This window comes from Niastella soli (assembly GCF_017742245.1).
Taxonomy (GTDB): Bacteria; Bacteroidota; Bacteroidia; order Chitinophagales; family Chitinophagaceae; genus Niastella; species Niastella soli.
Map to the genome: position 1 here is coordinate 2,953,439 of NZ_JAGHKO010000001.1, position 22,814 is coordinate 2,976,252.

Sequence of the window (22,814 nt, forward strand, 5' to 3'; positions counted from 1 at the left end):
CTATTTGCTTTGTTTCACAAAAATAAATACCCAAAAGAATATTAATGATGTGTGAATCCGACAGTTTGAGAGGGTGATTGCGACAATTCTCTTAATATATTTGCATCCTAAACAGAATGGCATTATGCGTGTAACAATTTCTTTAGCGATCAGTACCCTGATTGTAGTAATGATCTTTACTACTTCATTTGTTCCCCATCCTCCAGGTGATACGCCGCCAAATCATCTTTTCACGGTTGGCGTAGGGGCCGGATTGATAGGTGGACTATACGATGGGTATTACCCTTATGGTAAACTTAAGCAACACGGAAATTTCGGACTGGGCGCACCAGATAAACTGGATGGGGAGTTGGTTGTTTTCCAGGGAAAGGTTTACCAAACCCAAAACACAGGTAAAACGTTTGAAGTAGAGGACAAACAATTAACATCCTTTGCCATGGTCAATTTCTTTAAAGCTGATAAAAAGTTTACCATTAACAGCACCATAGGTAAAGAAGCGCTTTTTCATTTCCTGGATAGTGTGTTAACTAACGTCAACGGTCTTTATGCCATACATATTAGTGGACAATTCAGCTATCTAAAAACCAGGGCTTTCCCGCCAGTAAAGGAACACGACCATACCCCTCTGACATCCATGTTAAATCTGCAGCATTTTTTTGAATTCAATAATGCTCAGGGCGATCTGATCGGGTACCGCCTGCCATCTTTCATGGATAATACAAATATTTCAGGCTATCACTTCCATTTTTTGAGCGCACAAAAAAACGCTGGTGGACATATCATCGACGTAAAAGCTGACAAGATAACCATTGAAATTGACCAGCTCGACAGCTATTCAGTACAGGTGCCAGCCACCAATGACTTTGAAAAGTTTGATTTTAAAAAGAACCGGGCAGAAGACATTAAAAGTGTAGAGCGGGGTCAGCGCTAAATGTATTGGCTTGCTATTTGCTTCTTTACGGATAAAGAATAATATATGAAAAAGACACTATTGGCAATTCTGTTGAGTGCTGGTGTAATGATGAGTGCCGTTGCTCAGGACACAAAAGAAAGCGATGTTCCAACTGCGGTTAAAACAAGTTTCAAATCAGCCTTTTCAAATGCTAAAGATGTTGAATGGAAAAAGAAAGAAGGAAATTACAAGGCAAAATTTGAAATAAATGGCACGGATTACATTGCTTACTATAGTGCTGATGGTAAAATAATTTCAAAGGGTTTAAAGATCAGACGGTCTGAGCTGCCTGCAGCGGTAACAGATGCTGTAAAGAATGGCTATGCTGGCAGAACCATTGATAATGTATACCGGATGGATAAGAACGGTACCGCTTACTACCTGGTGAAACTGGAAGGCGATCCTGACACCAAAGTATTGTTTACAGCAGATGGTCAGGTAGCAAAGGAAAAGATAGACTAATAAATAGTTCTAAGATAGTATTGATCCTCGCAAACAAAAAGGCCGGCCCGAATTTTTTGGGCCGGTCTTTTAATATAGTAAGAATAGTACGCAATTATCGTTGTTCAGCCCAGGCCAACCCATCAGGATTGCGGCCTACTTCTAAATGACCGGTTACCTCCAGCGTTTTAAGGTCTATTACCGCAATATAATTATCGGGCGAACAGGCAACAAATGCACGGGAGCCATCAGGTACCATCAGAATGCCAGCAGCGCCTTTACCAATTTTCACCCGTTTAAGTTCCTTTTGAGATTGTGCATCGTATATAAGCAGGTCGCCCGAGCGAAGGCTTGTTATAAATACCATTTTGCCATCGGGTGTAAATTTCAACCGGTTGGCGCCGACTGCTTTTGCGTCTATTTTGTTAGTGGTTTTTTTTGTTTCCACATCAATAACGGCAATGCTCCCATCTTCACTGGCTGCCGCCCATAACTGTTTTCCATTGGGCGATACATCAAATCCTTCACAGCCCCTCGCAACCGGGATTACGGTTTGTGACCATTCTTCCCGGGGTTTACCATTAGCCGGCGTTATCGTAGTGGCTGAAAGTATACTTACGGTCCCGGAGTTTACATTGGTGGTGAAGATCGTTTTGCCATCTGTTGTAACGTACAACATGTGCGTTCTGTCCTGACCGGTCCCCATGCTCCAGTCGAGCTTGCCGCTGGCAGGATCGTAGCGGCCAACGGCTTTGGAGCCTTCTGCTGAAAACCACACTTTACCATTTACATATTCAATTCCATGCGGTCCATACAGCGGTCTTGTATCAACGTTTGACAATGGCTTTTTCGCTTGCAGGTCAATTACATTGATCTCATGCAGGGTGCCACCGCCATAAATGGAAACATAGGCCTGTTTCCCATCGGTAGAGGCGATCACTTCATGCGGATCTTCACCCACCGGAATGCGGCTCAATACCTGTAAGGTGGCAGGGTCTACAATGGCCAGCGTATGGTCGGCTTTTGAAAGCGCCAGTAACAACCGCCTGGGCTGCGGTTGCGCATTACAAGCTATGGATGCGTTTATCAGTGAAATACTCAAAAGAACAATGAAGCGGACCTGATTTATCCTTGACATAGCTAAATAGTTTACGTATTGAAATTAAGCTTATTTGTGTTAATAATCTCCCGCCACAGCAGGGCATGGTTTTTTTAGGACTATATAGTGGAAAGTTATAATGTTGACCTCTAACCTTGCCAGTCTGAAAACACAATTAAAATATTTATTCAGGATATTAAAAATATTTCTGGCGGTTGTATTAACGCTGGTAGTTGCAGTTGTTATTTATGTATCTGTCAATAAGAAGAAGATCATCCGGCAGGTTACCAGCGATATTAGCAACCAGTTAAATGGGCATGTTGAAATAGGCAATATTGAACTTAGTTTTATTAGAAATTTCCCTCACGTTTCCCTATTACTTCATGATGTAAGTATTACCGATACATTGTTTAATACCCATCGTCATACATTTTTTAAAGGGAGTAAGGTTTTTGTCAGCATCGATGTGTTAAAACTGATCGACAACAAACCGCCCATAAAAGGCATCGTGCTGCAAACGGGTGAATTGTATTTGTATACCGATTCAACAGGATATACCAATACTTACCTGTTTCATTTAAAGAAAGATACCGCAAGCGGGAACAAGCAAAGCGAGGCGAAGATTGAATTAAAGAACGTATTGCTGAGAAATGTTCGTTTTATTGTTGATAACAGATCAAAGGGGAAACTACATGACCTGGTAATTGATCAGCTTAAGGTGAAGATTGACAACCAGGAAAACCGGTTGCTGTTTTTCACAAAAGCAGAGATCCTTGTAAAAAGTCTTGCCTTTAATAAGTTACGGGGAAGCTTTGTAAAAGATAAGGTTTTTAGAGGCCATTTTAATATGGCCTACCAAAAAGCGTCCAATCGCTTATCTTTTGATAGTATTAATATACAATTATCAGGTCAGCCATTTAATTGCAGCGGACAATTGGAATTTGCTGGTGCCCAACCACAGTTCTGGTTGCGCCTACATGCACGCAGGATATCATACGATTTTATAAGATCTGCCCTTCCGCAAAAAACAGCTAATTCCCTCTCTGTTGTTGATATTAATACGCCATTGAGCGTAAGTGCAAATATAACAGGCCCGTTAAAAGGAGGAAATCCTAAAGTAGCTATTACCTGGCTGGCACAGGACATTAGCCTACAAACTCTTTTCCTGGATTTTGAGCATGCCAGTTTCAGTGGTTTTTTTAGTAATGAAGTGGAACCAGGTTTACCCAGAAAAGATCCAAACTCCGTAATTGAAATAAAAGGGTTTACCGCTCAGTGGCATGGGTTGCCCGTTCAGTCTGAAAAGATAACCATCCTTAATTTGTCCAAGCCATTGCTTACCTATGACCTCACATCCGATTTCTCCCTTACCAGGTTAAATGAACTAATGGGAAGTAAAACCTTATACCTAAGCCAGGGGGACGCACATGTTCAGCTGAATTATGCAGGCCCGTTGGCCAAGAATGATAGTACGAACGCTTTCTTAAATGGCACCGTTTCATTTAAAGATGCCAGTATTGAATACCTGCCCCGGAATGTAGAAATGAATAAAGTGACTGGTAAACTTACTTTTAAAAGATCTGATGTTTTTATTGAGAACCTGCATTGTAATGTATTGAACAATGACATTACTATGAATGGGCAGGCAAAGGACCTGTTAACGCTTATCAATACACAACCTGATAAAGCCATTATTAACTGGAACATTTACATGCCTGTAATGGACCTGGGTTCGTTTTTATACCTTTTTAAAGCAAAAGGTTCTGAAAGCCGGAGATCTGACAAAAAATCTGTGTTGCAGACCATGGCTGATAAAATGGATGATTTTATTGAGAATGGAAAGCTGCATGTGAAATTAAACGCAGATAAGCTCATCTATAAAGATTTTGAAGGCAGGAGGGCAGTGGCGGATATTACCCTGCTGAATGATCGCTACCTTATTAATAATGTAAGCATGGACCATTCAGGCGGTCATATTGCATTTACGGGTACGTTATTAAACAAGCAGGATTTTCATCAGGCTAATCTGAAAATAAATATGGGAAATGTGAATGTAAGCAAAGTGTTTGCTGATTTCGACAACTTCGGGCAGAATGGACTTACAGCCCAAAGTCTGGAAGGAAAACTAACTGCAGATATTGAAGCTTCCATGAACATTGCGAATGACGGTCATGTTATTCCGGCTACTGTTGTAAGCCGGGTAGATTTCTCCCTGAAAGATGGTGCGCTGAATAATTATGAACCTTTAAAAAAATTGCAGCGGTTTATTTTTAAAAAACGAGATTTTGATAATATCCGGTTTGCTGAATTAAAGAACAGGCTGGAAATTAGCAACCGGGAAGTCAGGATCAACAGGATGGAAATTCAATCCTCTGTTATGTCAATCTTCATTGAAGGCATATATGATCAAAAAGGCACTACCGATCTGAGTATCCAGGTCCCTTTGAGCAACCTTAAAAAGCGGGATGATGATTATAACCCGGAGAATATAGGGGTTAATAAAAAAGCAGGGAAAAGCATCTTTATCCGTGGCAAGCCGGGGCCTGATGGAAATATAAAGTTTAATCTTGACCTGTTTAGAAGTTATGAAAAGGATAAGAAGGCTGCGCTTTCTAAAGAAAACGAGCCCCCTTACTTTTAATAGATCAATGCTTCAAACCACCAGTTCTTTTCCTACCGTATCTGCAGAAAGCGCCACCATAAACTGGCAACCATACTCGGGATAAGCTGCCAGCATGGCCTGTTCAAATGATCTTTTTGTTTCGACAGTAAATACGCCGGTACCATTTGTTGCTTTCAATACCTGGGCGCAATACGTGATAAAGTATTCTTTTTGTTTGTCAATTGCCCGGTGATCACAAGGGGCACCATGCCCAATATAGTAAGTGCCATAGGCTTTCAAAATGGGGGCATATTTCTCCAAATTACCCAGCCATCTCAGCACACTGCCATCATTCATATAGGTGTGATTGTTATTATAAATAAAATCACCAATAAAAGCGGCCTTGTTTTCATCATCCATAAGCCAGAGGGAGTTGGCGTCACAATCGCCACCGGAACCAATATCCAGTACTGTAAAGGGGATGCCGGCAATGGTGACTGTTTGTCCGTCCTGTACCAGGTGGTTGGGATAAACCCATTCAGGCACCCATTCATTGCCGAACATGCCAGACCATTGTTGGTGTTTGGCTGCTTCCGTTTCTTCCATTAGCTTTTTTACTGATGGTAAGGCGTAAATGGGTACATCGCCTTGTGGGGCAATGTTGTAAGTACCTGCAATATGGTCTGGATGACCATGGGTAAGGATGATACCCGCAATAGGTTTTGCCAGGCTGTCGGCCAGTTGCTTAAGCGCTTTACTATCACTCATGGTTAAGGTGGTATCAACGATCACCAGCGCGGAAGCGTTTTCTATTATATAAGCGTTTACGTGCAGCATGGGCTCCCGTGACGTGTACATATGAATTTTTGTAGCCATAAGAATTGTTTGTTTGAACTATACTTTTTACAGTAGCAAAAATGAGTATAGTATCTTTGCCAGACAATAACTGTCAAATTTGACAGGTTAAAAAAATACCCGTTATGATAATAAAAGGGAAAAACGTTGCGTATAAACTGGAAGGAAAAATATATCACTGCGCCATGGATATTACCATGGATTACATTGGTGGAAAATGGAAAAGTGTTGTGCTCTGGTATTTAAAGAATGGAACACACCGGTTTGCAGAACTAAAAAAGTTAATACCCGACATCACGGAAAAGATGCTGAGCATTCAGTTACGGGCCCTGGAAGAAGACGGGTTGATAGTACGAAAGGTGTATGGAAGGAAACCGCCCATGCGAGTGGAATATTCACTCACCGAGTTTGGGGCCACGCTTATTCCGGCATTGAATGCAATTGCCAAATGGGGACGCGGATTAGGTGACAGTGAAGGTGAGTTAGTTGATGTGGGGGAGTTCTAAAGACTGATCACTATAACGGTTTTTTGTTCTCTTCCATTCGTTTTCTCAGTTGGGCAGAGGGTAAATAGATCTGGAACCCCACAGCGAGCTCCAAATTGCTGGTAGTGGCTCTTTCTCCAAAGCCAACAATACCTCTGTATTTTAAAAGCGCTTCCAAACCTACATTGTTGGTAATGAAGTAAGCCCAGCCCGGGCCAATACCTAAACCCAGTCCGTTGGTATTTTCACCGGAGGCGGGGTTGTTGCCTTCTATGCCTGCATTCCCTTCAAAAAAGAACCGGGAATTACGCACCACGTTTGTTTCAGTGCCAAGATAATACCGCCCCAACAATCCAATTCCATAATCAATATTTTTACCGGCGCCTTTTGAAGTTTCCAGTCCAAAGGTTAGATATCCTCCTAAAGCCAGGTTATTGCTGACGAAATAGGCCAGTTTAGGATCAATACGAAGGTTGAATTCTCCACCTTCATTCAAACCCAGACTAAAGTTAGCAATATCACCACCTACCAACAGATTGCCATTTTGTATTTGTGATTGTGCGCTAATCATGATCAGTTGCGAAGCGATCGCTAACATAACTAATTTTTTCATGGCTATTGTTTATTTAAAAATGCATAAAAACCATGCCCTGCATTTTGCATAATGGCATTAAAAGTGAATTAACCGAATTAGCAGGGGCCAATCAGGTAATAACATAAATGGTGATCTGTATACCATAAAAAAAGAGGTGCCGCGACAGGCACCTCTTGCGTTGATAATTGTACTGCAACAAGACAAGAAAACTATTTCTTTACGATCCTTTTAACGATCCTATTGTTTCCATTTAAAAGCTGTACTACATAGATGCCAGCAGGATATTTGCTGATGTGCAATTGGTGAACATTGCCCGATGCAATACCTGTGTAATAGGTTTTACCGTTCAGGTCAGTAACTACTATCTGTGTTTTTTGCGTGCTTTCAGGTAAGGTGATGGTCACTTCGTCTTTTGAAGGGACCGGGTATACCTGTATACGTTGCTCCAGGCTGTTTGCAGCAGTGGCAACTGCTTCCATCCGGGTGGAGCTCTTAGTTGTAGTTGTTACAGGAGTAATGCGGATCCAGTTCAGGTTCCAACCACTGGCTTGTGCATACACCCCAAAGTTGTAGGTACCGGCAGTCACGGTGACGTTGTGCGAAATGGTTGTCCAGGTTTGCCATCCGCCTGTGTTGGGCACATCTACCTGACCCAGTTGGATACTACCTGCATTCAGGTCGCAAGATACGCGGCCTCCACCACTTAGGCTGGCAACACGGTATTCAACTTTGTAAGTACCGGTAACTGGGAAATTGATATTGCTGAAAGCCATCCAATCACCCTGATCGATCCAACCTACGTCCTGGCCTCCATCTGTATCAGTAGTTGTTTCTGTTTGAACGCCAGACATAGAGCTGTAGCTTTCAGCCTGGATCAGCACACTGGTAGTGGGCGGAGGTGGTGTAGTGTCATTTGCGGCGGTACCGTAAACTTCAAATTCATACAGGGAATAGCCATATTCAGTACCACGGGCGGTACCAGTCATGCGAACATATCTGCCGGTAGTGCTTAAGCCGGTATAATCATTGGTGAGTGAAGTGTTGCCGGTGATGTTTTTAACATTGGTCCAGGTTGAATTATCTGGAGAAACTTCCAGTACAAAATTCTTTCCATAGGCAGCTTCCCATACGAGTTTAATGCGTGAAATGTTATACTTTCCACCCAGGTCAACAGTGATCGATTGTGGATCGATACCTGCAGCGCTTGCCCAACGGGTTGACCCATTGCCATCAACTGCCAGGTTGCCTGTTAAGGTATTATCTTCAACAGAAGAAACCGTAACCGTTTTGTTCAGTGCTATGTTGGTAGGATTTGGATTGGTTGGGCCAGTGGTATCAATTGGTCCACCGCCAAAGTCATCGGCCGGGGTAAGTATATTGTTGCGGACCCAGGTGCCAGCTTCTTTCAGTCTGCTGGTGGTCCAGTTAGTACCACCACAAGTACCGGTCTTCCATACGGCGCCGCTTCTGAAATCATCGCTGTAGTTCCAGTTACACCAGCTGATCTTTTTGGTACGCATCAGATCAATATACTTTTGGGCCATCGTGAAATCATTGGGGCCATCGCCAGAAGCTTCCTGGCTGCCAAATTCAGTAACAAAGATAGGCAGGCGGTCAGCAGCCCAGCTCAGTTGATTCAGATAAGAATCGCGGTGGTCTTTAGCATAAAAGTGAAAAGTGTACAGGAGGTTGGGAAAGTTCAACGGACTGTTGATGATCTCCTGTGCTGTACTTCCATCTGACATGCCCAATGATGACCAGGCTCTTGTTCCTACAATAATAGGCGCATCGTTGTCGATAGCCCTAATAACGGGGATCACCTGGTTGGCATAGTTCTTAATGGTGCTCCAGCTTACATTGCTGGGCTCATTACAGATCTCATACAGCACGTTGTTGTTATTCTTGAATGTATTGGCGATGTCAGTAAAGAAGGTAATGGCGCGACTGAGGTTGTAGTTTGGATCGCTTGGTTCTAACATATGAAAATCGATCAGCGCATACATGCCGCGGGCTGTTAATTTATTCACGATCGTTTTCACCAGGTTGGTGAAATAAGTAGGATTGGTTTCATAACCATCTTCCTGAATGTACATGGAAATACGCATGATGTCTGCGCCCCAATCATTCTTCAATACATCCAGTGAGGCATCGGTAATACAATTGCTGTACCATTGAAGGCCATGAGTACTCATCCCGCGTAACTGAACGGGATAGCCGTTCTGGTTTACTAATTTAGTGCCTACTACTTTTAACTGGCCATTGGAAGCAACAGGCGTTTGCCCAAATCCCCAGACACAGAGGAAAAGACTTACAAATAGTAAAATTGGTTTCATTAGTGGTTTCATCACTTTGTTTTATATGGTTCGGAAAAAGACATACGGGTTGGCCTATCCTGTTAAGGAAAGGAAACAAAAGTGCAATGGGTTTATGTGCTAAAGGCAGGGAAGAAGGTAGATCGTTTGTAAGTACAGTTTAGTTTAGCTGTAGGAGTTATAGGGTAGGCAAATGTAGGGAATGGACGCTATTCTTTTTTGTCTTGTGGATAATAATATATTTCTTCTTAAGATTTCTTAAGGTTTGCAGATTTTGATGGTTATAGGCAAGCGCCGCATTTAGGTTTATAGAAGACCTGTAAGGTCCGCCTTCGGGTGCTGAACAATTAGTGTGATCAGGCGGTCCTGACAGGTCTTATTCACTTCAGTATAATCATATGACCGGTCAGAGCTTGTCCCGCCTTTGGCGGATGCCATACAACCCACTACTCAGGCAAGATCGAATGATGCTTACAGATCTTTTTACCTCTGACTAACTAAGACCTGTCAGGTCCAAGTCATCAGGCTGATTAAGCAAGACCCGATGATGGACCTTACAGGTCTTCTTCACAATCTCATTTTCCTTTTGCAAAAAGTCGCGGAACCGGTAACAGACCTGTGACAAAGAGAAAATAGAAGGAGTGGAAGAAAAATGGTATTTTCAGTTTGCAAACAATCCTATTAAAATTAAACTTAAACAAATGGAACAAAGCCTGTCAACTGTTGAATATATCATCATCCTTTGTTTATTCCCATAAAGGAGATCAAAGTTTTAATTTTATTGTACTTCCTTCTGCAGTAATGTGGAAGGAAGTTTTGTTTTTGTTAATATTGCTGCCAATTTGTAGACTCATGAGGCAGACCTTAAAGATTACCATTTTGCTTTTGATCATAAGCGTATCCGCTTTTGCTCAGCAAACTATAACCCCGGGCGTTTCCAGCGAATTATCGAAACACCGCCGTGCGGAGATCACAGACATCCGTTACCAGCTGGACTTTCAAATACCGGCCGCTAAAGCGGAAACTATCCAGGTTACGGAGACCATTTATTGTAGTCTTAAAACAAATGCCCAGGCGTTACAGATCGATTTCAAGCAAAGCGTCGATCATATACAGGCATTATCAGTAAATGGAAAGGCTATTGCCCCCAAGCTGGAAAGCGAACACCTGGTAATTGCCCCCTCGTTCCTGCACAAAGGCAATAATACCATCAACATTCAATTTACCGCCGGCGACGCTTCTTTGAACCGCAATGCAGATTATTTGTATGCCTTGTTTGTACCAGACCGCGCCCGCACCGTATTCCCCTGTTTTGACCAGCCAGACCTGAAAGCGCGTTTTGCCTTGACGCTGCGGGTGCCTACAGGCTGGAAGGTACTGGCCAATGGACAATTGAAAGACAGCACCAGCAATGGGGTTCAAACGATATTTAATTTTACCGATTCAGATCTGCTGCCTACTTACCTCTTTTCTTTCACCGCCGGGAAATATATCCGGGCGCAAAAACAGCTCGGCGCGTACAATGCAGAATTCCTTTATCGCGAAACTGACCCGGGCACCAATGTTGATTCCATATTTCAGGCGCACGATAATGCGCTTCGCTTTTTGGAAACCTGGACGGGCATTCGCTATCCTTTTCAGAAAGTAGGTTTTGCCGCCATCCCCGACTTCCAGTTCGGCGGTATGGAACATCCGGGTGAGGTGCAGTACAAAGCCATGTCGCTTTTTCTGAAAGAACCCACCAAAGACCAGTTGATCAGCCGGATCGGTCTTATCTCACACGAAACGGCGCATATGTGGTTTGGCGATCTGGTGACCATGCAGTGGTTCAACGATGTGTGGATGAAAGAAGTGTTTGCCAATTTCATGGCCGATAAGGTAGTAGAACAATTGATGGGAAGTGAGACCTTCAATCTTCAGTTTTTGCAGGACCACTATCCCAACGCTTATGGCGTTGACCGCACACCTGGCGCAAATCCAATACGTCAGCAACTGGATAATCTGCAGGATGCGGGTTCCATGTATGGTAACATCATTTACCACAAGGCGCCCATCATGATGCGGCAGATGGAATTACTGATGGGGAAAGACAATTTCCGGAAAGGGATACAGGAATATTTACATAAATATGCTTACAACAATGCCACCTGGAACGACCTGGTGCAGATCCTCGCCAAATATGGCAAGTATGACCTGCTCAGTTGGAACAAGGTATGGGTGAACCAGCCCGGCCGCCCTGTTTTCGATTATACGATCAGTTATAAAGGAGATAAGATAGATAAACTCAATGTCACTCAACGCCCCGAAACAGGCACCCCGCGCATTTGGCCGCAGTCATTTGCCGTAACGCTAGTGTATGCCGACAGTATTCGTACCATTCCGGTGAATATGAACACTGCCAGCATGCAGTTGAAAGCTGCCACCGGTTTGGCCAAACCCCGTTTCATCCTGTTCAATTCAGATGGCATTGGGTATGGGCTATTCCCGGCAGATAAAGGGATGCATGAGCAGATCTTCAATCTGAAAAGTGCCGTGAGCCGCGCATCGGTGTATGTGAACATTTATGAGAATGTGTTATCGGGCCGGTATATGGCCCCGGTAGAGCTGCTTACCCTGCTCACCAAAGGGTTGGCCATAGAAAAAGAAGAGACCAACCTCAAGCTCCTTACAAACTATATAGGCAGTTTATACTGGACATTTACCCGGCCCCGGGACCGGGAAGCATTGGCGCCCTGGTTGGAAGATATGCTGTGGAGGGGCATGGAAGCTCAATTGCCGACAAATAATAAAAAGGTTTTGTTCAAAGCTTACCAGAACGTATACGTGACCGAGGTGGCAAAAAAACGTATGTATGATGTGTGGCGGCACCAGGAGCCCCCAGCAGGCATTAAGCTGGCGGAAGAGGATTATACCGCCCTGGCGCTCACTATCGCCTTAAAGAGCGATACAGCCGCTTCTGTGATCACGCAGCAGCGCAACCGGTTAACGGACCCCGATAAAAAAGCGCGCCTTGACTTTTTATTGCCGGCAGTATCAGCCAATGCAGCGGTCAGGGATAGTTTCTTCACCAGCCTCACCAACCGTAAAAACCGGGCTAAGGAAGCCTGGGTAATTATTGCACTGGGGTACCTTCATCACCCTTTACGACAATCTACCTCGTTTAAATATTTACCACAAAGCCTTGATTTAGTTGAAGAAATCCAGCGTACCGGGGATATCTTTTTCCCGCAAAGCTGGCTAAGCGCCACTTTCGGCACCTATCAAACTACCGCCGCCTGGCAGGTGGTGCAACAATTCCTGCAGCAACATCCGAACTACAATCCCAAACTAAAAGCGAAAATTCAGCAGGCTACGGATAACCTGTACCGGGCCCAAAAGCTGGGGGGAGGGTAGGAAAGCTCAGCTCCGGAGTATCAGCAATCCATTTTTTACAGGATCAAACAGGGATCTTTATAAACTTAGCGGGGCCTGCCTGGGATTTCACAAGGACCTAACAGGGACTTTTTCCCTGTTAGGTCCTTGTTAGGTCCTTGTGAGGTCCTTGTGAGATCCCTGTGAGATCCTAAGAAAAGCGTATCCAGATCCCTGCAATCTGCCTTACTTATGCCACCAGAATGCCACTGAGTATGGGTGTCCAGTGGCATTCTGGTGGCATTTCAGTGGCATTATGAAAGAATATGTAGGTTATCTAACATAAGTATGACTAGTGTTTGGATAGAGAAATTGTAGCATTGATCCAATATGGCTGCTCTTATGGAGAAGGTTGCGGAATGGTGCCTTTTTTATCACCCCTTTAGGTAGTTCTCTTGGGTTCACGGAATGGTTTTAAGGGCTAAGGCCACGCGGGCCTCCCGTAAATGGGCACATACACGCCATAACACATTTGCCCTGGATAGTTTACTGCGGTTTACGAATACAAAAACACTGATACCCTGCTTTATGCAAAATAAAGCGCCGCATTTGTGCAGCCGGTAATATCCTTTTACGATCAATGGTATTAAAAAGATACCAAGGCCAAAGGTGGAGATCACAAAAATGGTCCCGAAAACATAAAGCCAGAATAACGAGGGCTGATAAATAGCGGTGCTGTTCAGGTCTTCCAGGAATGCGTCCTGGTATAACATTTCACCGAATGCCCCTACTGTTAAGGAGACGATCCTTTTTTCAGTAACGCAGGCAAAATTATGGTCAACAAGCAGCACGATGCCGCGCTGGCCCATATATTCAGCAAATTGGATCTTTTCATTACCGGTAAGGAATTGGGCAAACATTTGTTCCAGTGCCGGACGGTCGTTTTGTTTGGCCCGCGCCAATACGCTTTGTTCGATGTAGATTTTTGTGGGGGTGATACTGGTCATACAGGTAGATTATGAATTGTCTTTAAATTGATTTCGGATCCATCGGAAAAGGCTGTATCGCGACTGTCCGTACCAGTTATCCGGCGCCAGTTCCTCAAACATGCGAATATCCTTCCGGGCTTCTTTGTAAGACTCTTTTTTGGGGGCATGTTGCAGTTGACTGGAAACCTGTAACACTTTTACACTTTCTACCAATTTATCAAGGTGTTTTTTCAACGGGGGATTAAGCGCATCCAGCCATTGTTCGGCAGACAGAAAAAAATCAAGGGCCTGGCAAAGTGATACGTTCTGAAATCGTACCGGTATGATAATGGTCCCATTGCTTACGGCCCTTTCCACTTCCTTGTTTACATATTTCGATTCGTTGGCATACGCTGTAAATACCAGGACCATAATTTTCGCCTGTCTGATGGCTCGAATAATTGCTTCGCCATAGCTGGTGCCGGGGATAATATCCCGGGGAGCCATCCAGCAGGGAATACTGTTTTCTTCCAGCCAGGTACAAATAGCTTTCGCATATGGGGTGTCGTGGGTAGAATAACTGATAAATACCTTTTGGCGATTTAAGATCATCATTTTTTTATGGTTGAATCCATGTAAATAGGCGAGCCGTTGGTTTCAGCAGGTATATCCACGGCGGAATCGGTGTAGTAAGGCGCTACCGCTGTTGTGTCAGATTTTTCTTCATACTCATATGCCCCTTCGTTGTTACTATTTGCTTTAGCAATTAAATAAACCGCAAGCAGGGCAATTAGCAGGAGGAATATCCAAACCACCCATTTATAGGAAGGCGCTTTTTTCATTACAGTAAGCACCAGTTCAGGCTCTGTACGGGTACTAAATAGACCCGAGTTGGAGTGAGCGACAATTGCATACTTTATTCTTTTGGGTAGTGACTCATGGATGTTTACATCCGGTTGCAATTTTAATGAGCCTGTTTGGGAACAACCGGATGAGATTGTTTTTCCATCCTGCAAGATGGAAATATTTTTTCCATGCGTTACATTCCATGTTAAAGTAACGGGCTGCCCTGAGCGTATTTCAGTTGTGGAAAGATTAAATTGTATCCCGGGTTTGTTTTCGACCCTGATCACAACTGTAGCTTCTGCTTTTTTTGTGGTCCCATTTTGGGCGTTTACTGCTTTCAGGACATGGGTGGTGTTTTTAGAAGCAGTAAATTGTCTGGAATTTGCATTATTCACTTCCGCGCCATCGAGGTACACTTTGGCTGCATTATTTACCTTCCACCGTACGGTGTAATTGGTGTTCAGTAAAAACAGGGCATCAGTTTTATTCCCTTCCGTACTGAATTCTATCAATGGCCGTGTGAGGAAAGGATCATAAATGGAAACATCAACGGACCTGATGATCTTTTTTGTTTCGCTTTTATATTTATAGCCTGCTTCCAGTCTGTATAAGGTGTCTTCTGCCGGCAAGAGCTTTAGTGTGCCATTATTAGGTAGTAGTATATTGCCGGGCAGTAATTTAAGAGACGTTGTGTTAGACGCAGACCACTGCAGCATTACAGGCTCGCCTGGTTTTATTTCCAGCGCGCTTCCTGTTTTGCCGTTTGCTGTAAAAGAATGGATAACCGGTTGTCCGGGTGAAGCCGTAATGACGCGAATAGCATTGTCTGGAAACAGCCCCACTTTAACAAGATTCAATAATATGTCGGCTGTTAATGGACGTTGTTGCAAGTTACCTGTTTTGCCATCTTTACTGCAACAATACATCAGTGTGCTGGTAAAGAGTTTATGTTTTTGAAGCAGGTAATCATTTAAACTAACTATGGAATGAGCTGTAAGGTCTTCTGCTTTATCATCAAGGTAATAAGAGTAGAGGCCTAACAGGTAAGCAAGGCTTACATTATTTAATACATCGCCTTTTATTTTCTTCATCTCTTCAATGGAGAATTTCCCATTTTTCCGGTAGTATTCATAAACAGGCGCCCAAAAGTCTTTTGAGCCGAACATGGAGTTGGCAGGTGGAGCGGAGATGGGGTAGGTACTATCCAGATCAATCACATAAGTGTCGCCTTTCTCTGAGCGGATAAAATTCTTTGGATCAAAATCAGGGAACCAGAATCCCTTTTCATGGATGCTTTTCAATCCATGAAAGATATCTTCACCCAGTTTTGAAGGTAAGAATGAAAAGCCTTTCCGTTGTAAGCTATCCAGTGTTTGTCCGCCAATATATTCAGTGAACAGGTAGATCACCTGTTTATCCGATTCCTTAACATGCACTACATCGTACACGACGGGTAATCCCCGAAGCTGTTGTCCCTTGACACGCACCAGGAAATCATAGCCTGATATTTCAGTACTTTTCTTATTGAATCTTTTTACGAAGCAATTGGTATTCCCGATCTGTACGGGATATTTAAAATAGTCACCAGCCGACACCATCCAGTTCCGGCTTACATTTTCATGGACTTGTACGGGATCGAAATCAGAAGTATATTCAAATTCCTTCCCATTGATAGTAACCTTCATTGTTAAGTGACTCTTTCTAAAATAATTAATGTTTTATCGTCGTGTGTTTTTTGCGGAATGCGGGAGATATTCTGCCGGATCATTTCTGTGATACCCGGGTTATTGGATGCCAGTTGTGCTTCGGTAACGCGGCCAATGCCATCCGTGAAGGCAAACACCAGCTGCACTTCCTCGGCTGTTTGGGTAAGCCATTTGGCGTTGTTTTGTCTGATAAAAAGCTGGCCAGTGTTTTCATTCATATCCAATCTGAAGGCAACCCGGTCGTATTCATCTGTTGGGTCTGCAGCGAATTTAAAATCTTTGGCCAGCGCCAGTTGCCCGTTTGCTTTCTTAAATGGAAAAATTTTAGAATCGCCGGTCCGTAATGCATACAGATGGCCATTTTCAAGCAGGCGGCCGATGATCACGGTGGTTGAGCATAAAGGTTTATAACCTTTACGGATCAACTGAATGATGGCTTCTTTTCTTTCGGCCGGTTCGTTGTTCACCCGCTTTTCCCATTCCTGGTGTACATAAGCCGTGGCATCTGTCAGCAATTCATTTAGCGGTGTTTTTTGTTCAAAATACCGGTTGATATTTTTCTGAATAAAATGGCCAATGCTTTGCGCCAGCATACGACTGGAGAATATATGATATTCTTCGTGCCGGTTATCGTTCGATGTTACTTCCAGTCCTTTTATGGCCGCAGAATCAGAGGTGCCATCGAGCAGCCAGAAAAAGGTTTGCCCGGGTAACGAAAAGGAACCCGCAATATCTTCTCCCAGTTCAGTGTCATGGTTCTGGCTGTCCTTTCGTGGACCTGCAGATAGAATAATTTCTGATTTTATAAAGGCGGCATTATTTGAAATAACATAAGGAACAAAGATCTCCTTTATGGGTTGAGACTGGCCGTTTTGTACCAGTCTTTTTTGCAGTTCCCGGTTTTCTGCCAGTACAGTATCTTTTTCAATCTGGACTTCTTTTAATTTTTTTCTTACCTCCTCTATTGCCTGGTTAACTTCCTTGTTTCTGTGTTCTTCAGTAGTATACTGGTCAATTAGGTCGCCGATCTTTTTATATATGTCGCCTGGATGTCTGACTGCCGAATCTGTAAGTAAGCCTCGTTTGATCAGCATGTTTTTCAGTTTATTAAGATGCCCGGTGTATTCGTCGATTGTCGTTTGGCTTCGAATTACATTTCCTGACATCGTTCTGTTTTTTTTATATAAAAAAGCGCTTATGGCAAAAAGTAAGAGGCAGCCAGCTATTAACGACCAGTTAAAATCTGGAGTTGGCGTAGGGTCAGGCTTTTTGAGCGCATGCAGCTTGTTAATGGTATCCTGCTGATTGGCGATAACAGCCTTGTTTTTAGTAATGATCTTTTGTAATGAATCTTTTATCTCAACCTGCTTGCTGGCGTTATTTTCCCTTGCCGTTGTCGTATCAGGTTTTTTCTGTGAACGGGTGTTGTGGTGCTTGTTCTGCTGACAAAAGCAGGCTACAGGGAAGCATAAAACAATTATTATGAAAACTATTTTTCTGATCATATTACCTGAATATGGAAATGAGAATTAAAAGTCTCTGGTAACAGTATTGGCTTCGTCCAAACAAGTGGGGCAAAATCCGCTGGCACCGCTGGCCATTCTGAACAACCCTTTTAAGTTGGCGACTTTGGTGGGATCATCGAACAGGAAAAACTGGTCTGTTGATGGATGTCTGGGGCATTTACTGGCCAGGCTTTTTAGTTTATCATAATCCTTATCGCTGCTGCTGCCATAATAAGCACTCATCAACAGGTCGAATACTTTACCATCGTATTGCAGGTTCCTGAATGGGCTTGGATTAAGTGTGGTTTTATCGGGGCCCATGAATTGTCCACCATCTGTAAACAGTAATACCCGTACATTGGGAATAGAATGGTTCATCATATTGTCATCCAGCACGGCCTGTATACGGGGTTTATAGGTGCCCAGTATTGATATCTCTGAATTGATAAACTGTTGGGTGAACCGGAATGCTACCTCCAATGCCCCATTTATATCTGTGGCGCCATTCTTTTTGTACATTTTTTCTTTCAATGCATGTTCAAGACCAGCGGCATCTCTATATTCCTGCACCAGTTTTTCAATACTCATATAAGGGACCAGGATCTCAATCTCATGATCGAAACCAATGATCAGTACATAAGCAAACTCCTTCAAAGGGTTGCCCGACAAAGAGAAAATACCAGCCGAAACACTTTTGGCAATAAGATCTCTTTTGCTCATTGGATGGTTCATAAAAGCAGGCTCCGCCATGGAACCGGAACAGTCCAGCAGCATGATACATAATCCCAGGTCTTCCTGTTGTTGTGTCATTGGGGGAATAATAGTTCCCTCATTGTCTATTGAAACAGGCCCCTGGTTTAATAATATACCTTCACCATATGGACACTTAGGACAGAAGTAACTATTTTGTTCAGCGGTTATCGTATCGTATGCATGGCCGTTGTTGTTAACGCATATCCAGGTATTGTTGCTCATTATGTGCAGTTTAAATGTTGATCATAATTATCAATTAGTGAAAGAAAGAATATCTGTTGGGAAATAAAAGGGTTTTAAAACCCTTTTTAATGTCAACATATTGAGTTACTTTTTTTGAATTGTATTTGATACATAGTGGCATGAAAAAAGGCCTCCCGACGGATCGGGAAGCCTTACAAGCTGTGCTAAGCAGCCAATCATCGACAACAGGTTAAGAAATATCCACTTTGGATTTATCAACGGATAAACCGGTCCTTAAACCAATTACAAACACCGTCAAAGCCAGCGCTCCTAATGCGAAGACGGTATCCCCAATGACCCGTAACCAACGGAAGAATTGTAACAAAGGTTGTTGCATAAACTCTGCTGACCTTGCATACCACATGCCATGGTCAACACTTGCTATAGTTTGCAACACGCCCACAGGTAGTAAGCTCAATACAAGCATTAGCAGCAAACCGATGTTAATACTCCAGAATGCGAACCCGATCAACCGGTCTTTCCAAACATACCGGCTATATAAGCCTTTTAGCACAAACAACATTAGTCCTATACCAAGCATGCCATATACGCCAAACAAGGCAGCATGCCCATGAAGGGGAGTAGTGTTCAAGCCCTGCATATAATAAAGCGCAATGGGCGGGTTAATAACAAACCCGAAGATGCCAGCGCCCAGGAAATTCCAGAAAGCCACGGAAATAAAACAGTAGATAGGCCACTTATACGCTTTAACCCAGGACGTAGATTTGCTTAACTGATAATTATGGTATGCTTCAAAGCCGATCAGTACGAGGGGCACTACTTCCAATGCACTAAAGGTAGCTCCCAGCGCTAGTATTGCAGTAGGGGTGCCGGAAAAATATAAGTGATGGAAGGTACCTAATATACCGCCTGCTAAAAATATGATCGTTGAGAATATAACGCTTAGGGTTGCCGTACGCACTTGCAGTAATCCCATCCGTACAAACAGGAAAGCAGAAACTACTGTTGCGAATACCTCAAAAAATCCTTCTACCCATAAGTGCACTACCCACCATCTCCAGTATTCTGCCAACGCAAGGTTGGTTTGTCTGCCCCACATGAGGCCTGCACCATAAAATAAAGCAATGGCAGCGGAGGCGATCAAAAATAAGATCAGGAGATTCCTGTCCGCTGTTTTTTTGCGTAAAGCAGGAGCAAGTGCCCGATACATAAGGGCCAGCCAAAGCCATAATCCTATAAAAAGGAAGATCTGCCAAAACCGTCCAAGGTCAACGTATTCGTAGCCCTGATGGCCAAACCAGAAGTTTTCAATCAATCCTAGTTTTTGCATTATGCCGAGCCATTCACCGGCAATAGAACCGCCCACAATGATCAGGAGTGAGATAAAAAGGAAATTCACGCCCAGCTTTTGATATTTGGGTTCGTGTCCTGAAACTGCCGGGGCCATGTATAAACCTGTTGCGAGCCAGGATGTCGCTATCCAGAAAATGCCTAATTGTACATGCCATGTTCTGGATACATTATAGGGTAAAATATTTGCGAGGGATAATCCATAGAAACCGTTCCCTTCAACGCCATAGTGTGCGGTAACTATACCCATGATTATCTGCACAACGATGAGGATGGTAACTATCCAGAAATATTTAAGCGTCGCCCGCATGGAGGGGGTGGCAGTAATACTTAATAACGGATCTTTTTGTGGCAGTTCAACCGGCTCTCCTGGATCCTCTTTGCTTGCGGCATGATAAAAGGCCAGAATGCCAATGCCTGCCAATAGTACAATTACACTAAAGCCTGTCCACAAGATCAAACTATTGGTAGGTTTGTTCCCAATGATCTCATCGGGTGGCCAGTTATTGGTATAGGTAATTTCTGAACCTGGTCTGTTGGTAACGCATGCCCATGCAGCCCAGAAGAAAAATGCATTCATCTGTTGCATTCTGGCCGCATCTTTGATCGTATTCTGCTGAATGGAATAGGCATTCCTTAATGAGTCCAATGTTTGATCAGTTGTAAACAGTCCTTTATAATGACGGCTTACAGCTTCAAACGCTTCCGCTCTTAAGGGTGATATGGTAATATCACCTGAGTTGTCATCATAGGTATTTTTCCTGATCTCCATTTGCAACTGTTTCTGCAATTGCGTTTGCTGATCGGGTAATATGTTACTGTAGGATGCGCCAAATTGTTGCTGTGATAATTTTTCAAGCATGTACAAGGATTCCCTGTGCAGCCAATCGGCCGTCCAATCGGGTGCTACATAAGAGCCATGTCCCCATACGGTACCTATTTCCTGACCACCTATAGATTGCCAAACGTTTTGACCATCTTTGATGTCCTGACGGGTAAATAATACTTTACCGGCGGTTGTTTTCACCTGGGCAGGTACGGGCGGCGCCTTGTGGTAAAGATCAACGCCATAATATATTAGTACAGTGAACGAGGCTAAAATTACAAGCGTAAACGCGATCCACAATCTTCTGGTACTTTTCATGGTTTTATTCTTTATTTCAGTTTTATAAGGAAGAGTGTTCTTCAATAGCCAAGTGAACAGCCAATTCCTTTTGCGCTTGAAACTTTTATAGGTAAATTGTTCAGATAGGCTTCAAGGGCATCTTTTAAGTAGAAATTTTTTACCGTTCCCATATTCAATGGGCCATCGTCGATGGTTCCCAGGTACAGTACGTTGCCTTTTTCATCAACCAATACACAGTCCGTACTTACTTTGGGTCTCCACTTTTGAAGGAGTTTATGATCATTGTCTTTTATGTAGGGAAGATCCCAGCCAAGGTCGCTGATCAATTGCCGGATGTCCTTATCATTTTCTTTTCGGCCAGTAAATACAGCGGTAAAGCTCACCTTGCTTTGATAAGCCTTTATTAGTGATCCAAAAGTTTCCTTATGGTTATAAATGCAGGGACATTGGGTTTGAAGAAAAAGATAAACCTTCGCTTTTTTTAGCGGCACTGGGCGGAACGCCATCGTAGCTGCAGCGATGACGGCTATAACAAATAATACCCTTTTCATGGTTTTACTATTTTGCTTCAATTAGGCCAACTGCGCCTTGCTCAACACTTGCGAAAGAATGGTCTACAAAAACATAAGTGCCTTTCTCGGGGACTATAAATTCAACGATGGCGCCGTTACTACTTCCCAGCAACACTGTTTGCATTCCCCGAAATTCATTTTTGGGATTGCCATCGATCCACACTTTATCGAAGATGGTGCCCACTACGTGAAAGCTGGAAGTAAGATTGGGGCCTGTATTGAGCACATATAATCTTACCCGGTCGCCGGCTTTTACTTCAAGCGGTTGTTGCACATACTGTTTGCTTTTTCCATTAAAGGTGACAAACATTGGTTGGCGGTTTCTGGCACTGGTTACATCGGTTTCATAAAGACTATCACCTTTTGGTTTTAAATAATATTCATTTTGCACGATGGCGAATTCCTTATCAACCTTTCCGGGAAAACCCGCTTCGGGTTCAACGATGATCATGCCGGTCATACCGGAGATCATGTGTTGCAGGATAACCGGTGTGCCACAGTGATACATAAATACACCGGCATAATTGGCTGTCCATTGAAAGTGTAATGTCTCTCCCGGGTTAATGCTTCGGTATTTGTCGTGCGGGTCAACCATGGCAGCGTGAAAATCAATAGAGTGGGGCATAGGCGGCGATACTTCTGCTGTAAGATTAGACCGGTTGACCATGCTGAATTTTATGGTTTGTCCAACACGAACCCGCAATACCGGACCGGGGATGGAATCGCCAAAGGTCCACGCCCAAAAGCAAACGCCATTTGCAACGGTTATTTTTTTATGTTGTATATCCACGCGTATAGCAACACTGTCATTATCAATTATCGGTGGAATGTTGGGCGCATAGGCAATGGGCCCATCTGTTGTTGTAGCAGGAATGGCGTCTTTTGTTATATATGCTTTGGGGGCACCGTAAATCATTTTATCATTTGTGTGATCAGATGTGCCAGAAAAACAACTACAGAAAAGGAGCCCGGTTATTAGTACAAGGACTAAAGTTAAGGGAGGTTTCATATGTTAATATTGATTTATTCCATTGACCTTGTTTGATCTGTTCCGGCCTGCAATCGCACCCCAAAGGTATACGCGAAAAATCC

At 43.4% G+C, this 22,814-nt stretch carries 17 protein-coding genes; 5 read left to right on the forward strand and 12 right to left on the reverse strand.

Features of this window, described 5'->3' with window-relative positions; genetic code table 11:
• Nucleotides 1-124: 124 nt before the first annotated feature.
• Nucleotides 125-931, forward strand: coding sequence for an acetolactate decarboxylase (gene budA / locus J7I42_RS12135; RefSeq protein WP_209139049.1), 807 nt, complete (start codon nt 125-127; stop codon nt 929-931).
• A gap of 45 nt (nt 932-976) precedes the next feature.
• Entirely contained in the window at nt 977-1,414 is a 438-nt protein-coding gene (locus J7I42_RS12140) for a PepSY-like domain-containing protein (protein WP_209139050.1), read from the forward strand.
• A 94-nt stretch (nt 1,415-1,508) separates the two neighbouring features.
• On the opposite strand, the gene J7I42_RS12145 is transcribed toward J7I42_RS12140, so the two are convergent.
• Complete coding sequence (locus tag J7I42_RS12145) at nt 1,509-2,531, reverse strand: YncE family protein (RefSeq protein WP_209139051.1); 1,023 nt, start codon at nt 2,529-2,531, stop codon at nt 1,509-1,511.
• A gap of 100 nt (nt 2,532-2,631) precedes the next feature.
• On the opposite strand from J7I42_RS12145, the gene J7I42_RS12150 reads away from it, so the two are divergent.
• Nucleotides 2,632-5,133 carry a YhdP family protein gene (locus J7I42_RS12150; protein WP_209139052.1) on the forward strand — a complete coding sequence of 834 codons (2,502 nt, stop codon included), beginning with the start codon at nt 2,632-2,634 and terminating at the stop codon, nt 5,131-5,133.
• Between the two features lie 12 nt (nt 5,134-5,145).
• On the opposite strand, the gene J7I42_RS12155 is transcribed toward J7I42_RS12150, so the two are convergent.
• Entirely contained in the window at nt 5,146-5,970 is an 825-nt protein-coding gene (locus tag J7I42_RS12155) for an Ivy family c-type lysozyme inhibitor (protein WP_209139053.1), read from the reverse strand.
• 104 nt (nt 5,971-6,074) lie between these two features.
• On the opposite strand from J7I42_RS12155, the gene J7I42_RS12160 reads away from it, so the two are divergent.
• Nucleotides 6,075-6,455: a winged helix-turn-helix transcriptional regulator gene (locus J7I42_RS12160; RefSeq protein ID WP_209139054.1), complete on the forward strand. Its 381-nt coding sequence runs from the start codon at nt 6,075-6,077 to the stop codon at nt 6,453-6,455.
• Nucleotides 6,456-6,465: 10 nt separating this feature from the next.
• Here the strand turns inward: J7I42_RS12160 and J7I42_RS12165 are convergent, their stop codons facing one another.
• Both J7I42_RS12165 and J7I42_RS12170 read right to left on the reverse strand, forming a co-directional pair.
• Nucleotides 6,466-7,047, reverse strand: a complete 582-nt coding sequence (locus tag J7I42_RS12165) for a porin family protein (protein WP_209139055.1) — start codon at nt 7,045-7,047, stop codon at nt 6,466-6,468.
• A 191-nt stretch (nt 7,048-7,238) separates the two neighbouring features.
• A complete protein-coding gene (locus tag J7I42_RS12170; protein WP_209139056.1) occupies nt 7,239-9,362 on the reverse strand; it encodes a cellulase family glycosylhydrolase in 2,124 nt (707 codons plus the stop codon).
• A gap of 831 nt (nt 9,363-10,193) precedes the next feature.
• Between J7I42_RS12170 and J7I42_RS12175 the strand changes: the two genes are divergently transcribed.
• Nucleotides 10,194-12,734, forward strand: coding sequence for a M1 family metallopeptidase (locus tag J7I42_RS12175; protein ID WP_209139057.1), 2,541 nt, complete (start codon nt 10,194-10,196; stop codon nt 12,732-12,734).
• A gap of 419 nt (nt 12,735-13,153) precedes the next feature.
• Here the strand turns inward: J7I42_RS12175 and J7I42_RS12180 are convergent, their stop codons facing one another.
• The 8 genes from J7I42_RS12180 to J7I42_RS12215 form a co-directional block, all read right to left on the reverse strand.
• Nucleotides 13,154-13,699 carry a hypothetical protein gene (locus tag J7I42_RS12180; protein WP_209139058.1) on the reverse strand — a complete coding sequence of 182 codons (546 nt, stop codon included), beginning with the start codon at nt 13,697-13,699 and terminating at the stop codon, nt 13,154-13,156.
• Between the two features lie 9 nt (nt 13,700-13,708).
• Nucleotides 13,709-14,275 carry a toll/interleukin-1 receptor domain-containing protein gene (locus tag J7I42_RS12185; protein WP_209139059.1) on the reverse strand — a complete coding sequence of 189 codons (567 nt, stop codon included), beginning with the start codon at nt 14,273-14,275 and terminating at the stop codon, nt 13,709-13,711.
• Nucleotides 14,272-16,191: a serine/threonine protein kinase gene (locus tag J7I42_RS12190; RefSeq protein ID WP_209139060.1), complete on the reverse strand. Its 1,920-nt coding sequence runs from the start codon at nt 16,189-16,191 to the stop codon at nt 14,272-14,274. Before J7I42_RS12190 ends, J7I42_RS12185 begins: the two co-directional genes overlap by 4 nt.
• Before the next feature lie 2 nt (nt 16,192-16,193).
• Nucleotides 16,194-17,717, reverse strand: a complete 1,524-nt coding sequence (locus tag J7I42_RS12195; RefSeq protein WP_209139061.1) for a hypothetical protein — start codon at nt 17,715-17,717, stop codon at nt 16,194-16,196.
• Between the two features lie 24 nt (nt 17,718-17,741).
• On the reverse strand, nt 17,742-18,692 hold the full coding sequence (locus J7I42_RS12200; protein ID WP_209139062.1) for a vWA domain-containing protein: 951 nt from the start codon (nt 18,690-18,692) through the stop codon (nt 17,742-17,744).
• Between the two features lie 211 nt (nt 18,693-18,903).
• Entirely contained in the window at nt 18,904-21,168 is a 2,265-nt protein-coding gene (locus J7I42_RS12205) for a nitric-oxide reductase large subunit (RefSeq protein WP_209139063.1), read from the reverse strand.
• 41 nt (nt 21,169-21,209) lie between these two features.
• Nucleotides 21,210-21,701 (reverse strand): thioredoxin domain-containing protein, encoded by a 492-nt coding sequence (locus J7I42_RS12210; RefSeq protein WP_209139064.1) that lies wholly within the window; start codon nt 21,699-21,701, stop codon nt 21,210-21,212.
• A gap of 7 nt (nt 21,702-21,708) precedes the next feature.
• Nucleotides 21,709-22,638: a multicopper oxidase domain-containing protein gene (locus tag J7I42_RS12215; RefSeq protein WP_209139065.1), complete on the reverse strand. Its 930-nt coding sequence runs from the start codon at nt 22,636-22,638 to the stop codon at nt 21,709-21,711.
• Between the last annotated feature and the right edge of the window lie 176 nt (nt 22,639-22,814).

Excerpts from the sequence above, each read along its gene's own strand:
- budA (WP_209139049.1), top strand. The coding sequence starts at position 125 with ATGCGTGTAACAATTTCTTTAGCGATCAGTACCCTGATTGTAGTAATG.
- J7I42_RS12140 (WP_209139050.1), top strand. The coding sequence starts at position 977 with ATGAAAAAGACACTATTGGCAATTCTGTTGAGTGCTGGTGTAATGATG.
- J7I42_RS12145 (WP_209139051.1), bottom strand. The coding sequence starts at position 2,531 with ATGTCAAGGATAAATCAGGTCCGCTTCATTGTTCTTTTGAGTATTTCA.
- J7I42_RS12150 (WP_209139052.1), top strand. The coding sequence starts at position 2,632 with ATGTTGACCTCTAACCTTGCCAGTCTGAAAACACAATTAAAATATTTA.
- J7I42_RS12155 (WP_209139053.1), bottom strand. The coding sequence starts at position 5,970 with ATGGCTACAAAAATTCATATGTACACGTCACGGGAGCCCATGCTGCAC.
- J7I42_RS12160 (WP_209139054.1), top strand. The coding sequence starts at position 6,075 with ATGATAATAAAAGGGAAAAACGTTGCGTATAAACTGGAAGGAAAAATA.
- J7I42_RS12165 (WP_209139055.1), bottom strand. The coding sequence starts at position 7,047 with ATGAAAAAATTAGTTATGTTAGCGATCGCTTCGCAACTGATCATGATT.
- J7I42_RS12170 (WP_209139056.1), bottom strand. The coding sequence starts at position 9,362 with ATGAAACCAATTTTACTATTTGTAAGTCTTTTCCTCTGTGTCTGGGGA.
- J7I42_RS12175 (WP_209139057.1), top strand. The coding sequence starts at position 10,194 with ATGAGGCAGACCTTAAAGATTACCATTTTGCTTTTGATCATAAGCGTA.
- J7I42_RS12180 (WP_209139058.1), bottom strand. The coding sequence starts at position 13,699 with ATGACCAGTATCACCCCCACAAAAATCTACATCGAACAAAGCGTATTG.
- J7I42_RS12185 (WP_209139059.1), bottom strand. The coding sequence starts at position 14,275 with ATGATGATCTTAAATCGCCAAAAGGTATTTATCAGTTATTCTACCCAC.
- J7I42_RS12190 (WP_209139060.1), bottom strand. The coding sequence starts at position 16,191 with ATGAAGGTTACTATCAATGGGAAGGAATTTGAATATACTTCTGATTTC.
- J7I42_RS12195 (WP_209139061.1), bottom strand. The coding sequence starts at position 17,717 with ATGATCAGAAAAATAGTTTTCATAATAATTGTTTTATGCTTCCCTGTA.
- J7I42_RS12200 (WP_209139062.1), bottom strand. The coding sequence starts at position 18,692 with ATGAGCAACAATACCTGGATATGCGTTAACAACAACGGCCATGCATAC.
- J7I42_RS12205 (WP_209139063.1), bottom strand. The coding sequence starts at position 21,168 with ATGAAAAGTACCAGAAGATTGTGGATCGCGTTTACGCTTGTAATTTTA.
- J7I42_RS12210 (WP_209139064.1), bottom strand. The coding sequence starts at position 21,701 with ATGAAAAGGGTATTATTTGTTATAGCCGTCATCGCTGCAGCTACGATG.
- J7I42_RS12215 (WP_209139065.1), bottom strand. The coding sequence starts at position 22,638 with ATGATTTACGGTGCCCCCAAAGCATATATAACAAAAGACGCCATTCCT.